The organism is Enterococcus hulanensis (genome assembly GCF_005405485.1).
Taxonomy (GTDB): domain Bacteria; phylum Bacillota; class Bacilli; order Lactobacillales; family Enterococcaceae; genus Enterococcus_A; species Enterococcus_A hulanensis.
In genome coordinates this window covers 130,593-144,393 of the sequence record NZ_BJED01000002.1, presented here as the reverse complement: position 1 = coordinate 144,393, position 13,801 = coordinate 130,593, and the positions used below count along the sequence as shown (strand labels likewise).

The following is a 13,801-nucleotide window of genomic DNA, read 5'->3' as shown; positions in this document are numbered from 1 at the left end:
ATATTAGTTTATTACTTGCTGTATTTCTTCTTTAAGAATTTTCGGCTAAGCGAATGGCATAATCAATAGCATTTTCAAGGCTCAATTCACTAGCAGTCCATTTACCCGCTTGGTCAAAGGCTGTGCCATGATCGACAGAAGTTCGAATGATCGGCAGATTCAGTGTGATATTCACTCCCTTAACTGCCTCCCAACTAGCCGTTTTTTGATCGTACACAAAGCCTAATAATTTTAGCGGAATGTGGCCTTGATCGTGGTACATGGCAACAACAATGTCATACATACCGCCATTGGCTTTAGAAAAAACCGTATCGGCTGGAAGTGAACCATAAGCATTTATTCCTTCCGCTTTTGCTGCTTCGACAGCTGGATTAATCTCTTTGATTTCTTCTTGACCAAATAATCCATTTTCACCGCAATGTGGATTTAGCCCTGCTACAGCAATCCGTGGATTCTTAATGCCTAAATTTTTACAGGCGGTGTCCGCGATTCGAATAACATCCAGCACTCTTTCTTTAGTTGCACGATCACAGGCTTCCCGCAAAGAAACATGGGTTGAAACATGAACTACTCGCAAGTTTCCATCAGCCAGCATCATCGTGTACTTGTCTGTATCAGTTAAATCAGCATAAATTTCAGTGTGTCCAGCATAGTGATGTCCCGCAGCATTCAAGGCTTCCTTGTTTAAAGGATTGGTAACCGTTGCATCGATTTCTTTTGCTAGAGCTAATTCAATTACTTTTTTGACATATTGAAACGCAGCATTCCCGCCGACCTTCGAAACTTCTCCGATTGGCAGTTCATCCAGATCAACGGCCTTTAAATCAATCAGGTCAATCACACCCAATGTATATTTTCCCTCACTTGGATGTTCGATCGGGTTCACTGATAGTCCTAGCTCCGGATGTTTTGCTAAATAGTAATCCAACACACTTTTATCACCCACCAGAAGCGGTTTACAATTATCGTACAATTCTGGTTTTTGAAATGCTTTTAGTGAAATTTCTGGGCCAATCCCAGCTGGGTCTCCCATTGTAATACCAATAATTTTTTTCATCATTCGAAACTCCTTCTATTAAATAAGGATTGATTTTAACCATTTATTTGTAATTGCCTTCTTGAGTTAGTTCTTACAGAATTTCCAAATAAATTTTTCTTGCATCCTCTGGCGTTACTTCTCGCTTATTATTAACCAGCAATCGAGTAACCTCCATACCAGCAGCCACTAAACCATCTAAATCTTCTTCAGGTACGTCGAATTCTTTTAGACTGGTCGGAATTTCCAAAACTTTGACGATTTTTTCCAATTGATTCAGCATATATTCTGATTTATTATCAACTGATAAATCTTTATCGCCAGTTTTGACAACACGATCATAAGCAACAGCTAACAAATCTTTGATCGCCGGCTGATTGAATTTCATCACTGGAGTCAACAGCATTGCGTTAGAAACACCGTGTGCAATGTGGTATTTTCCTCCTAATGGATACGAAAGTGCATGGACCGCTGTTGTTCCAGAAGAAGTAATAGCTACTCCGGCATAAAATGAACCTAAAAGCATCCGGCTTTTTGCTGCTAACGCTTCTGAATTGGTGCACGCTTCAATAATATTATTCATAATCAAATCCAGCGCTTCTAATGCAAAGGTATTGCTGATCGGATTCGCTTTGGCTGAAGTAAAACACTCAATCGCATGACATAATGCGTCTACTCCGGTTGCAGCAGCTATTGGCTTAGGTAATTTTTTGATCATCCGGCTATCTAAAATTACATAATCAGCGATCATTTCTGGATTCACGATTCCGATTTTTAATTCTTTTTCTGGTACACCAACGATACTGTTAGGTGTTGCTTCAGAACCTGTACCGGCCGTAGTCGGAATCATCAAACTGGTGATTTGTTTCTTCGCTAGCAATGGATCATCCAGCAAATCTTTGACAGTATATTCATCTGTAGCTAGTATTGATGCCAACTTGGCTACATCCATCACACTGCCGCCACCGATAGCAATGATAAAATCTGCTTGCTCCTGTTTGAACTCATCAACCATCGCCTGTGCCTCATGGTAGTTTGGTTCTGCAGGAATATCCGAAATAATCGTATAATCCACACCCGCCTGTTCGATTAGCGCCTTAGGTAAATCTACTAATCCTGCACCTAGAATTCCCTTGTCGGTGAAAATCACAATCTTTCGAATATCTTTTGCGATAATTTCAGCTAGCTGTTCAATAGCATGTTCCCCAGCGATAATGTTCTTCGGCATTTTTAAACTGTAATCTACAAGCATTTTTCTTCCTCCATTGTTTTTATTCTGTTAAAAAACTGATTTCTTCAAAAAGCTGTTCATTTCCAAAACCACCTGATTTAGTAATGACTTGAATCTCCTGTTCCTGCCACTCAATCGAGGAAAGCACTACTCCCGCGCTGATTTCAGCGATTGGTTTTATCTGGGTGATTCCTAATACACTCATTGACTGAAATAAAGTATCCCCTCCAGTAAATAGAAAGGTATTCTCAGAGTTTTTCGACCAAATCGCTTGGGTGAGTTCGCCTAATGATCGTCCAATCTTGAAACGAAAATCTGAACTTGCCGCTCCACGCTCTTGAACGTGCTGCTTAATCCCTAAGCTGGTTTCCTCACTCAGTGTTTCAAAAATGACCAATGATTGTTCTGCCATTAAGGATAAATAGTTTTCTACTTCTTTTTTACCTTCTGATCCGATCCAATAATTTGGTCGCAGCAGCTGATGAGGTTTTAGCGAAATTCTAGGATAATTTTGCTGCTCCACATAATCGACTTGTCTTCTGGTAATAGGATTGACGCTTCCGCAAATCACTACCAGCGGTCCCTTTAACGAAAATGAATCTGGTTCAATTTTAGGAAATAATTTCTCAGCTAAGACCTTCGCAAATCCAGCACAGCCGATCGAAATCGCTAATAAATTTGCTTGTTCCAGCATTTCTGCCTGCTTTTCTAGATCCTCATTCGTTTTAGCGTCAAATACTAAGATCCCATTACGAATTTCCGGAAGTGTTTCTTCTATTAAATATCCTTCAATATCCGCTTCTGCTTTTAATCTTCGCAGCACATTGCTTTCAATCACAGGTTCGTATGGATCTTCCGCAAAGATACTTTGAGAAACGAGAACTTGATCTATGTAAAGATCACCATTAACCAGCACACGATTCATTTCAGGATAAGCTGGCAAAAATGGGATCGCTGGTTCTTGGCTAGCATCTAACACAGCCTTGATCTCAGCACTAATATTTCCGCGCAGCGCAGAATCTACTTTTTTATAGATAAAAGGTATTTCAGCTTTTTTAGCGCTTACAATTATTGCATGAATTAATTTGTACGCTTCTTTCGAACTTAAATAGCGGCTTTCCGTATCAATCACTAAAACATTGATCGCTTCATCAACTTCGCTAAAATTTATTGTTGTATCGGTTGAGACTATCGTTGAAATCCCTCGCTTAGAAAATTGAACACCTGTATCAAGGGCTCCCGTAAAATCGTCTGCAATAACTAGTAGCTTTATCATCCGTTCACCACCTTTGATTTCATGGTTTCATTTTAGCTTGCATTCCTGTTCTTGGATATTCAATTGGGAATTTTTTCGTTTCTTTTTGAAACATTTTGTGATTATAGATACTTTTTTAAAATCAAATAGGATAAAATAGTTACAATATGAAACACAAGGAGGAAGCAAATGACCACAAAAGTTAAAATTTTAGGTATTGCTCCATACGACGAACTGAACAATTCAATGAATATTGTCAGTAAACAGTTCCCAGATGTGGAATCTGATATTTACACTGCCGATTTGAAGGAAGGTCAAAAAGTTGCCGCAGAGCTTTTTCATAATAACTATGACGCTGTCATTTCTCGTGGCGGAACAGCTGATTTGATCCGCCAAGTGGTCCCTATTCCCGTTATTGATGTATCTATTTCTATTTACGATATTCTTGGGACTATTCGATTAGCGAAAAATTATACTGATAATTTTGCTATCGTCGGATATGCCAGTATCACTGAAGCAGCCCATTTACTTTGTGATATTTTAGGCTACAACATAAAAATCATCACATTAGATGAAACAACTGATGCTAGCGTGACCTTAGATATTTTAGTAGAGGAAAACTATGAAATGATTCTTTGCGATGCCATCACTAACCGCTTGGCATTAACTAAAACAATCAATACCATTCTGATCACTTCTGGATTTGAAAGTGTAAAGCACGCGTATCAAGAAGCACTGACTATCGCGAAACAATTAAAACGCGTCATTCATGAAAAGACAGTATTAGAAGAAAGCATTAAACAGCAAAAACAAGATTTTGCTGTTTTTGACGCAATGTTTCAGGTTTATTTTTCTAATATCGATCCAAATTTATCCAACTCGATCGCCAAGTTTTTAAGCACAAAAAAAGATATGACAGACGAAAATCAATACTATCATACCTTTAAAAACAAGGTTTATATGCTTATTGTCAAAAGAATAAGTGTCGACGACTTGGTTTATTACGGCTGCAGCCTAAAAGTTTCAACACCGCCAATCATTAATAATCGTTTTGGAATTTTCTATCAGAAACGAATGGAAGTTGAGGAGATTTTTACTACAAAACTCTTATTTACCCAATTTATCCAAGAAGAGACGAAACGAGAATTGCAGCAGGTCAATAATTTTTACAACTCCATCATAGTTGTAGGTGAATCAGGAACAGCCAAATCCAGTATTGCGTATCAAGCTTTTTTGAATCAAGAAATCCACAACAATCAATTAATTTCCATTGACGCAAAATTGATGAACGAGAAGATGTGGAAATTTCTTGTCAATCCTACAAACGGTCCATTAGTTGACCAAAATAATACCCTGCTGTTCCAAAATATCGAACAGCTCTCGGTACGAGATGCCGAACAACTAATCACAATTGTAAAGAACACCAAGCTCTTACAGAGAAATAACTTGTTGTTCACTTATAATACAAATAATGCCCGAGAAGAAAAAATCTATAATCGTTTACTCTTCGAACTGAACTGTGCCAGTATCTATGCACCGCCTATCAAAGAGCGAAAGCATGAACTGAACGTAATCACTACCCTGTTGCTAAATAAAATGAATATTGAATGTAATAAAGAAGTCATTGGTTTTGACCCAAATGCTTTGAAAGAATTTTTAACCTTTGATTGGCCGGGAAATTTCAATCAGCTGCAATCAGCCATCAAGGAATTGGTGATCAATGCAACGACTCATTATATTTCCGAACATCAGGTCATTCAGCTCTTGAAAAAGGAACGCTTGATCCAAAATTTCTCGAATAGTCATCTTGGAAGCATTAATCTGCAAACGAAAGTCGAGAAACCAACCCTTTTTGATTACTCAAAGGAAATTATCTTGAGTGTGTTAGAACAAAACAATGGGAACCAAACGAAAACCGCCGAACAACTTGGAATTAGCCGAACCACACTTTGGCGATATTTGAAAGAGGATTAGGGATTTTAGCAACTATCTGCTAGATAGAAAGCACATGTACTTCTGATTTTTCCCTAGATTTTTACAATCTCTAAAAAAATGGAATATTTTATCTGCCCATTTATCTTTTATACTATAAGTAGCAATGAAATACGCTAAGGAATCAGGTGATCATTTTGGAAAAATATGTGTATGCTGCTATGTTAACCTTTTGCATTTTTCTGAAACTCACGTCAATCATTAGTCTTTCGTTCTTTTTATTGATTTTTGGGATTGTGGCCGGGATTCTTGCTGGTCGCGTATTTCTTTTCCATCGATACGACCTATTTTTGCCGGTTGTTAAAGCCAGTATTCTTAGTGAAAACGGAAAAGTCTTGGTTTTATGCACTAGTATCGTTATCTATCTCGTCGCTTTGTCCTTCATTGCTATCGGATCGTGGCTCTGCTTGATATAGTTTCAAACATTATAGTACTCGAAAAGAGGAAGACTGATGATCAGTCTTCCTCTTTTTTTGACTTTGCTAAATGATTGGTTGTTTCGACTACAATGACGTTTTCTTCAGGTAGACATAATTCTTTTATCAACAACTTTCTCATTTCCTCTTTTGTTAAGCTGGATTTCCCCTTGAAAACTCCCTCACCATATCTTTCCCATGCTGCCGCTTTTTTGATTCGGGGATGTTGAATGATGTTCGGCACGGGAGTCGCTTTTAGCGAGACGATTAGATCATATTCTATACTCTCTGCCTCAGTCTTTCTGCTGGAATATTTGATCACTGAATAAATCAAAAGAACACTTAGAATTAGGCCAATAACAAGTAATAAGCTGCCCATTTTTTCACCTCACCTTTATTTGGTAAAAATTATTCACTGCCCGACTGAGTTTGGTTCGCATCTATCAACGGATTACTATTAAAGTCTCTTATTTTAAATCATTTTTATCACTTTAATTATACCAAAAAGTAATAACGTTCACTTATTTATCTTCTACAAATGATCAATCTGCTTATTTCAATTGTAAGGTTACTTTAAGGTTAAGAACAGTTCCATGCAAGCTTGCCTGCCTATACTGAATCTATAAAGAAATGGAGGGAAAAATCATGACAAGAACGATCTTAGAAATCAGAGATCTGCGAAAAAGTTATGGACACAACAATATTTTGAACGGGATTGATCTGCAGCTGCTGCCAGGGAAAATCACTGGCCTGCTTGGACGAAATGGTGCCGGTAAGACCACCTTAATGAAATGTGTTTTAGGTTTAACCGCAAATTATCATGGAAAAGTCGTCTTTAACGGTAAAAATTTAAGTACAACGGATACACAAACAAGAATGAAAATCGGTTCGCTGGTAGATGTTCAGTTTTATGAGGATTTAACTGCCTATGATAATCTGATGCTTTCTATTCGATTAATCGACTCGCTTCCTAAAAAAGAGCGCAAACAGCTCATTCAGGAAAGTTTAGAATTTGTCGAACTAAGCAACGCCGCCAAGAAAAAGGTCAAAAACTTTTCTTTTGGAATGAAGCAGCGGCTGGCTTTGGCATTATCGTTGATTACGAAGCCCGAACTGCTGATTTTGGATGAACCTTTTGTCGGCCTCGATCCGATTGGTGTAGAAGAAGTAAAAGATCTGCTGCGGAAGCTTTGCCGCGAGCGCGGTACAGCTATTCTCTTTTCCAGTCATCAAATGCAGGAAGTTTGCGACCTGACTGATAATATTTTGGTCTTGAGCAAGGGAGTGATCAGCTATTCTGATCAAAATAGACATTTTGAAAACCAGCAGGCTCAATTAATCGAGCTGATGAAATAAAAAAAGGAGTGAACAATGATGGAAATATGGACGATTTATAAAATGGAAATTATCAAAACATTAAAAAGAAGAACTAGTCTGATTCTGCTGATTCCGGCAATTTTAGTTATTGTCATGTCTTTTGGAGTCTCGACTGGCGCTTTGACCTTCACTGGTGATGCGCTGTCTAGCAATGGAAAATTAGCCTGTCTTGATTTTGTAACCACGATCTGGGCTTTTTTCAACACATTAGGTATTTGGGGGATTTTATTAATTTTGGTTACAGCAGTGCAATTTTCCGGCGAAATCACTAGCGGACAAATCAAAATGACGCTCTTGCGAATCGGTAAAAGAGGTCCGATTATTGTAGCGAAATTCTGCGCGCTGCTAACGACTACTTTTGGTGCGTTTGTTCTGTTTACCTTGAGCGCGGGCGCCGGTTATTATCTTTTTGTTGCGGACTCTACGATGGGAAATGGCAGCTTTACTTCATCAATGATTGATTTGCCGAATATGCTGGCGATGATTGGCTTTATTTTTCTTCATCTCGCCTTATTCATGGCAGTGACGTTGCTTGCTGGTCTGTTTCTATCACCTTTTATTGCCTTTATCATTTCACTAGTCAGTTTGTTTGCCCTCAATTACTTGATCACTACGAATGCAGTCGATCTTCTGAAGTATTCTGCATTATCAGCGAGTAATCATTTGCTTGCAGGTCAAACTGCGGAATGGGTTCCGGCCTTGCTATCTTCTCTCGTGATTATTGCCTGCATTCTGACTTTGACATCGCTGTTTTTCAAAAGAATGGATATAAAATAGCTTTATTGAAGGTATAATAGAGATTAAAAGGGGTGTGTTTGATGGGGTTCTCGATTTTAGTGGCAGATGATGAACAAGGGATCATTGATTTTGTTACTTTATATTTGGAAAAAGATGGGTATAAGGTGTTCACCGCTTCCGACGGCGAAGAGGCGTGGACTTGTGTTCAACAGGAAAAAATTGATCTGGCTATTTTAGATATTATGATGCCAAAAATGGATGGGTATCAATTGGTCAAAAAAATTCGCGCAGAAAAAAATATGCCGATCATCTTTTTGACCGCAAAAGATGCCGGAGCAGATAAAGTGTTAGGGCTCGGTATTGGTGCCGATGATTATGTGACCAAACCGTTTGATCCTTTGGAATTAGTTGCTCGTGTCAGCGCTCAGCTTCGCCGCTTTTACTCTTTAGGTGCACAAGAAGCTGCCGAACCAAACACACTCACACTCCATGATCTAATTCTCGACCTTGATCAATGTATCTTGTTCAAGGAAAACCAGCAGATCAATTTAACGTCAATCGAATTTAAAATCCTGCGTTTACTGATGGGAACCCCAGGACGTGTTTTTACTAAAAAACAAATCTACGAGGCCGTTTGGGAGGATACTTATATCGTCGATGACAATAATATCATGGTCTACATCAGCCGCCTTAGAGAAAAATTAGGAACCAGAGAGGAGGAATCTTATATCCAAACGATCCGCGGATTAGGATATAAGCTAGTGCCATGAGTAAGAAACCCAAAACATTAGGACGTTTTTTGACAAAAAAGTATCTGACGACCTCTCTTCTATTGTTGGTATTAAGTTCTTTCTTTGTTTTGATTGCTCAATTTTTTTCCTTTGGAACGAATAATGTTGTAAAAGAATTTTGTGCAGAGACCATCGTACGGTCTGATTATAAAAAAATTGATATTTCTGCCTTGAAGGATGTCAATGGCTGGTTAGAAATCCTCGATGAAAATAACAACGTCATTTATACAAAAGGAACGGTCGCAGAAAAAACTACCCATTACACGCAAAAACAATTATTGGAAATGGATGCCCTTCAGGCCGTACTTAATCAAAGAATTTACAAGTTGGGCCCTCTTTCCCTTTCAGTGAATGATCCAAAAAGTCAATACATGGCAACTTTTGCTCCATTTAAGAGTTCAAATGGGCGTGAGTATGTTTGTATTACCAAAATGCCTAAAAATAGTATTCGAGGAAATTTTGGTCCGGTCTTTTCCAGCCTTCTTTCAGCAACTGCTCTCTCAGGTTTTAAACAAATCGTTCTTTTGCTCATCCCCATACTGCTGATTTTCATTTATTGTCTACGGCGCTACTCAAAATCAGTTAAGGAGCATCTCGTCGCACCAAATACCGTTCTGATCGATGGTTTGCGAACGATCAAGAATGGCGAGTATTCCAAGAAAATCCATCTGAATGCGGAATACGAATATGTCGAGATTGAAGACTCCTTCAATCATATGGCAAAGCAATTGGCAGAAGCGGAACAACAACGAATCTCTTATGAAAAGGAACGGCAATTACTCTTTGCCAACATGGCTCATGATCTGCGCACACCGATCACCACCATTCAAGGCTCCGCCAAAGCAGTAGCAGACGGCTTAGTTGGTGACGATAAACTAGATCAGACGATGAAAACCATCATCGCGAAAACGGATCATATGAATGAGCTGGTCAATCGATTATTGATTTTCTCAAAACTAGAAAGCCCTGATTATCAACTCCATCGTCAAAATTTAGATTTGTCAGAATTAATTCGCCAAATCTTATTGGAACAGCTTGAACCAGCAGAAAAAAATGACATTGCATTGACTTTTGACCTGCCGGAAACTCCTTTAGAAATTTCTGGCGATCCCGTTGAACTGCGTCGTGTTTTTGATAATTTGATTAGCAATGGTATTCAGCACAATCCAGCAGAGACAACTGTGCACATTCAACTTTACCCACTAGAAAATCAAGTGATTTTTGAGATCAAAGACAATGGAACCGCCATTCCAAAGGAACTGCAAGAACAACTATTTGAACCCTTTGTCAGCGGAGACAGCTCCCGTTCCACTCAAAACGGCAGCGGACTTGGCCTCGCCATCAGTAAGAAAATCGTGGAAAAACATGGCGGAAGGATTTCTTTTGTGGAGTTGAATGAACACGAGATGATGTTTCAAGTGGCGCTGTGGCGGCAACAAAAAAACGCCTAAACACTATGTTTAGACGTTTGGAATTTTGTATAAAAAATTTAAAGACGGAAAGGCGTTCATCGCTTTCCGTCTTCATTTTTATCTCCAAGAACCTATTCAAACAAAGAAGCACCATTAGTGGCAATAACCCTGCTGTACCAGTCAAATGATTTTTTCCTATATCGTTTCAGTGTTCCTGAACCATCATCGTTTTTATCCACGTAAATATAGCCATAGCGTTTGCTCATTTGACCTGTTGAAGCGCTGACTAGATCCACACAGCCCCAAGAAGTGTAGCCGATCAAGCGAACGCCGTCTTTTGTGATCGCATCATGCATGGCTAACATGTGTTTTTGCAAATAATCAATTCGATAATCATCGTTTACTTTTCCATCGACAAGCTCATCCTTTGTTCCCAGACCATTTTCAACAATAAACAACGGCTTTTCATAACGTTCATACAACGCATTTAGGGTAATCCTTAATCCTAATGGATCAATTTGCCAGCCCCATGGACTGATCTCTAAATGAGGATTTCTCAAGGTTGGGATCACATTACCAGCCGTTTTCTCTCCAGCTTCTGGATCAGCACTGGTTAATCGAGACGCATAATAACTAAACGAGATGAAATCAACCGTATTTTCTTGAAGCAGCTCTTCATCACCTGGCAGCATATCAATGGTAATGCCTAAATTATCAAGTTTTTGTTTCGTGTAGTCTGGGTAATGACCACGTACTTGGACATCACTGAAAAAGAACGTTGCGCGATTTTTCTCTAGCGCATCAAAAACATCTCTTGGATCAGATGAATACGGATAAAACTGACCAGCCGCCAGCATACAGCCAATTTGATAATCAGAATCGATTTCTTTGGCTAATTTTGTCGCTAAAGCTGAGGCAATCAATTCATGATGGGCTACTTGATATTTTACCTTTTCCTGATCTTCATCAGGACGGAACATAATTCCAGCCCCCATAAACGGCATATGCAAAAGCATATTGATTTCGTTGAAGGTGATCCAATACCTCACTTTTCCTTTAAAGGTTTCAAACAAAACTCGGCAATATCTCAAATAAGCATCAATGACTTTACGATCACGCCAAGAACCATATTTTTCAATCAAATGCAGCGGCATATCAAAATGGCAAATCGTGATTAATGGTTCAATCCCATTATCTACTAACTTTCGAACGATTTGTTTATAAAAATCCAACCCTTCTTGATTAGGTGTCTCTTCTTCCCCTGTTGGAAAAATACGACTCCAAGAAATGGAAAAACGATAGACCTTAAAGCCCATTTCAATCATATAATCAATGTCTTCTTCCCAATGATGGTAAAAATCCACAGCTTCTCTTCCTGGATAAAGACAATCATTTGGCAAATCTCGATAGTGGAACTTGCCTTCCATCACTTCACGGCGGTTTTCGCCCGCTGGAATCACATCTACCAAAGCCTTCCCTTTACCGCCTTTATTATAGCCGCCTTCATATTGGTTGGCGGCGGTTGCTCCACCCCATAGAAAATTATTAGGGAAACACTTTTTCGTACTCATTATTTCCCCACCTCTAATAATAATTTACCAGCGAGAATATCTTGTTTGGGTGCAGTTTTAATTGTAGAAAAACCATCAAAATTAGTCATAATGATCGGCGTGGTTGTTTCATAACCTTCATCAATAATCATCTCTAAGTCAGCTTTTAGCAATGGATCACCTTTTTTCACTCGATCTCCGCTCGCGACGAATACTTCAAACGGTTTGCCACCCATTTTTACTGTATCTAATCCAACATGAATCAATAGCTCTGCCCCATTATCTGATTTAAGCCCAATTGCGTGTTTCGTTTCAAAGACCATTTCGACAGTGCCATCTACAGGAGAGACAAATAAACCGTTCTCAGGAATAATGCCGCACCCTTTACCAATCGCTTCACTAGAAAAAGCGGCATCTTTAATCTCTGTCAAAGGAATCACCTTACCATCTGCTGGAGAAAAAATGCTGATACTGTTCGCCGGATTACTTTCCGTATATTGATCGTCTAGCAATGTGTCCAATTCTTCAATCGTGTCTTTTTCGATATTTTTTTCTTTATACAATACGAAAGAAACAACGAAAGCTACCGCAAAGGCGATCGCAGCTCCTAAACAAGCAAAAATCAGATTGCGGAAGCCGTCTTCACCAATGTACACAGGTAAAGTCATCAAACCGGGAGAACCAGACGCGTATCTTTTAACTCCAAATAGTCCGATAAACAGGCCACCCACAGCACCGCCGATCATAGATGAATATAAAGGTGTTTTGAAGCGCATATTAATCCCGAATAACGCCGGTTCTGTGATGCCGCAAACTGCTGTGATTCCGGCGGATACTGCTAATTCCTTAATCGCTCGATCCTTTGTTTTCAATCCGACTGCTAAAGAAGCACCGCCTTGAGCAATATTTGAAGCCAAATTCCCTGGTCCAATCATCGCATCATAACCAACAGTCATGATATTATTTGCACCAATTGGAATAATTCCGTAATGAGTACCTGTTAAAACTAATAACGGGAATACTCCGCCAATAACCATTGGTACTAACCAGCCTACATGTAAATCAAGGAACGTAATACCTGCCGCGATCCCATTACCAATGATATAGCCAACAGGCCCTAACACAACTAAACTCACAATTCCTGTTACTAAGATCGTTATCAGAGGAACCGTGAAGAATTTAATCATTTTGGGTGAATAGCGGTCAGCATATTTTTCAATATAAGACATGAACCAAACCGATAAAATAATCGGTACGACCGATGAACCATAAGTAGCGTTGTAGATCGGTAAAAAGCCTAAACTCAATGCTTCGCCGCTTTCAATTGACGCAGCGACCATCGAAACAAAATTCGGATGAAGTAAAATCCCGCCAACCATCATCGCTAAGTAAGGGTTGCTGCCAAATTTTTTCGCTGCGGAGTTCGCCAGTAAAATCGGTAAGAAATAAAAGCCCGCATCTGCCATGAAATTGATGATCTGATAAGCTTGAGCAGTATTATCCACCCAATGAAACGCAACTAAAAGTGCTAGAACCGCTTTAATCATCCCTGATGCAGTAATTGCTGGTAAAATCGGTGTAAAAATACTGGAAATCGTATCTAAAAAACGAGCCCCAATACTCTTCTTTTCATCAGATTCATTACTGTCGTTGTTTTTTTCCAACTGATTACCGAGCAAACTCATGATTTCGTTGTATACATGTCGAACCTCGCTGCCGATAATTACTTGATATTGACCGCCGCCGACGGTCACGCCTACAACGCCAATCATTTGTTCAATAGCTGATCGATCAGCCTTTTTGTTATCCTTCAAATTGAAGCGCAAACGAGTTGCACAATGAGTCAGGTTGCTAACATTCTCTTTTCCACCAACGTGGTGAATGATTTCTTCCGCTATTTTTTTATAATCCATCATTTTTCCTCCTGTAAAAAATCAACCATTTAAAAAAGAAAATACCTAAACAAACTCGCGAAAAACTGCGAGTTTGCTTAGGTATAGCCC

11 protein-coding genes are annotated in these 13,801 nt (G+C 39.2%); 5 read left to right on the top strand and 6 right to left on the bottom strand.

Features of this window, described 5'->3' with window-relative positions; translation table 11 throughout:
* Positions 1-31: 31 nt before the first annotated feature.
* From pdxA to FFR60_RS03285, 3 genes are all read right to left on the bottom strand, one after another.
* The gene (gene pdxA / locus FFR60_RS03295; RefSeq protein ID WP_171004856.1) at positions 32-1,060 is read right to left on the bottom strand and encodes a 4-hydroxythreonine-4-phosphate dehydrogenase PdxA; all 1,029 of its coding nucleotides are present in this window, start codon (positions 1,058-1,060) and stop codon (positions 32-34) included.
* 70 nt (positions 1,061-1,130) lie between these two features.
* Positions 1,131-2,288 (bottom strand): iron-containing alcohol dehydrogenase, encoded by a 1,158-nt coding sequence (locus FFR60_RS03290; RefSeq protein WP_137663001.1) that lies wholly within the window; start codon positions 2,286-2,288, stop codon positions 1,131-1,133.
* 19 nt (positions 2,289-2,307) lie between these two features.
* On the bottom strand, positions 2,308-3,543 hold the full coding sequence (locus FFR60_RS03285; protein WP_137663000.1) for a four-carbon acid sugar kinase family protein: 1,236 nt from the start codon (positions 3,541-3,543) through the stop codon (positions 2,308-2,310).
* Between the two features lie 168 nt (positions 3,544-3,711).
* Between FFR60_RS03285 and FFR60_RS03280 the strand changes: the two genes are divergently transcribed.
* Positions 3,712-5,496, top strand: a complete 1,785-nt coding sequence (locus tag FFR60_RS03280) for a sigma-54-dependent Fis family transcriptional regulator (RefSeq protein ID WP_137662999.1) — start codon at positions 3,712-3,714, stop codon at positions 5,494-5,496.
* Positions 5,497-5,970: 474 nt separating this feature from the next.
* On the opposite strand, the gene FFR60_RS03275 is transcribed toward FFR60_RS03280, so the two are convergent.
* Positions 5,971-6,309 (bottom strand): hypothetical protein, encoded by a 339-nt coding sequence (locus FFR60_RS03275; protein WP_137662997.1) that lies wholly within the window; start codon positions 6,307-6,309, stop codon positions 5,971-5,973.
* A 266-nt stretch (positions 6,310-6,575) separates the two neighbouring features.
* Here FFR60_RS03275 and FFR60_RS03270 point away from each other — a divergent pair, with 266 nt between their 5' ends.
* From FFR60_RS03270 to FFR60_RS03255, 4 genes are read left to right on the top strand one after another with little or no spacing between them, the layout of a single operon-like run.
* Positions 6,576-7,286: an ABC transporter ATP-binding protein gene (locus tag FFR60_RS03270; protein ID WP_171004855.1), complete on the top strand. Its 711-nt coding sequence runs from the start codon at positions 6,576-6,578 to the stop codon at positions 7,284-7,286.
* Between the two features lie 15 nt (positions 7,287-7,301).
* Complete coding sequence (locus FFR60_RS03265) at positions 7,302-8,084, top strand: ABC transporter permease (RefSeq protein WP_249354939.1); 783 nt, start codon at positions 7,302-7,304, stop codon at positions 8,082-8,084.
* Between the two features lie 41 nt (positions 8,085-8,125).
* Positions 8,126-8,815, top strand: coding sequence for a response regulator transcription factor (locus FFR60_RS03260; protein WP_088935289.1), 690 nt, complete (start codon positions 8,126-8,128; stop codon positions 8,813-8,815).
* A gap of 29 nt (positions 8,816-8,844) precedes the next feature.
* Complete coding sequence (locus tag FFR60_RS03255; protein ID WP_249354938.1) at positions 8,845-10,287, top strand: sensor histidine kinase; 1,443 nt, start codon at positions 8,845-8,847, stop codon at positions 10,285-10,287.
* Positions 10,288-10,379: 92 nt separating this feature from the next.
* Here FFR60_RS03255 and FFR60_RS03250 read toward each other — a convergent pair whose 3' ends face one another.
* Together FFR60_RS03250 and FFR60_RS03245 are read right to left on the bottom strand one after the other, a co-directional pair.
* Positions 10,380-11,819 carry a 6-phospho-beta-glucosidase gene (locus FFR60_RS03250; protein WP_137662995.1) on the bottom strand — a complete coding sequence of 480 codons (1,440 nt, stop codon included), beginning with the start codon at positions 11,817-11,819 and terminating at the stop codon, positions 10,380-10,382.
* The gene (locus tag FFR60_RS03245) at positions 11,819-13,714 is read right to left on the bottom strand and encodes a beta-glucoside-specific PTS transporter subunit IIABC (RefSeq protein WP_212741893.1); all 1,896 of its coding nucleotides are present in this window, start codon (positions 13,712-13,714) and stop codon (positions 11,819-11,821) included. The genes FFR60_RS03250 and FFR60_RS03245 overlap by 1 nt, the downstream gene beginning before the upstream one ends.
* Positions 13,715-13,801 lie beyond the last annotated feature (87 nt).

What these genes read in the sequence shown, in the direction of transcription:
- pdxA (WP_171004856.1), bottom strand. Translation starts at nt 1,060, where the DNA reads ATGATGAAAAAAATTATTGGTATTACAATGGGAGACCCAGCTGGGATT.
- FFR60_RS03290 (WP_137663001.1), bottom strand. Translation starts at nt 2,288, where the DNA reads ATGCTTGTAGATTACAGTTTAAAAATGCCGAAGAACATTATCGCTGGG.
- FFR60_RS03285 (WP_137663000.1), bottom strand. Translation starts at nt 3,543, where the DNA reads ATGATAAAGCTACTAGTTATTGCAGACGATTTTACGGGAGCCCTTGAT.
- FFR60_RS03280 (WP_137662999.1), top strand. Translation starts at nt 3,712, where the DNA reads ATGACCACAAAAGTTAAAATTTTAGGTATTGCTCCATACGACGAACTG.
- FFR60_RS03275 (WP_137662997.1), bottom strand. Translation starts at nt 6,309, where the DNA reads ATGGGCAGCTTATTACTTGTTATTGGCCTAATTCTAAGTGTTCTTTTG.
- FFR60_RS03270 (WP_171004855.1), top strand. Translation starts at nt 6,576, where the DNA reads ATGACAAGAACGATCTTAGAAATCAGAGATCTGCGAAAAAGTTATGGA.
- FFR60_RS03265 (WP_249354939.1), top strand. Translation starts at nt 7,302, where the DNA reads ATGATGGAAATATGGACGATTTATAAAATGGAAATTATCAAAACATTA.
- FFR60_RS03260 (WP_088935289.1), top strand. Translation starts at nt 8,126, where the DNA reads ATGGGGTTCTCGATTTTAGTGGCAGATGATGAACAAGGGATCATTGAT.
- FFR60_RS03250 (WP_137662995.1), bottom strand. Translation starts at nt 11,819, where the DNA reads ATGAGTACGAAAAAGTGTTTCCCTAATAATTTTCTATGGGGTGGAGCA.
- FFR60_RS03245 (WP_212741893.1), bottom strand. Translation starts at nt 13,714, where the DNA reads ATGATGGATTATAAAAAAATAGCGGAAGAAATCATTCACCACGTTGGT.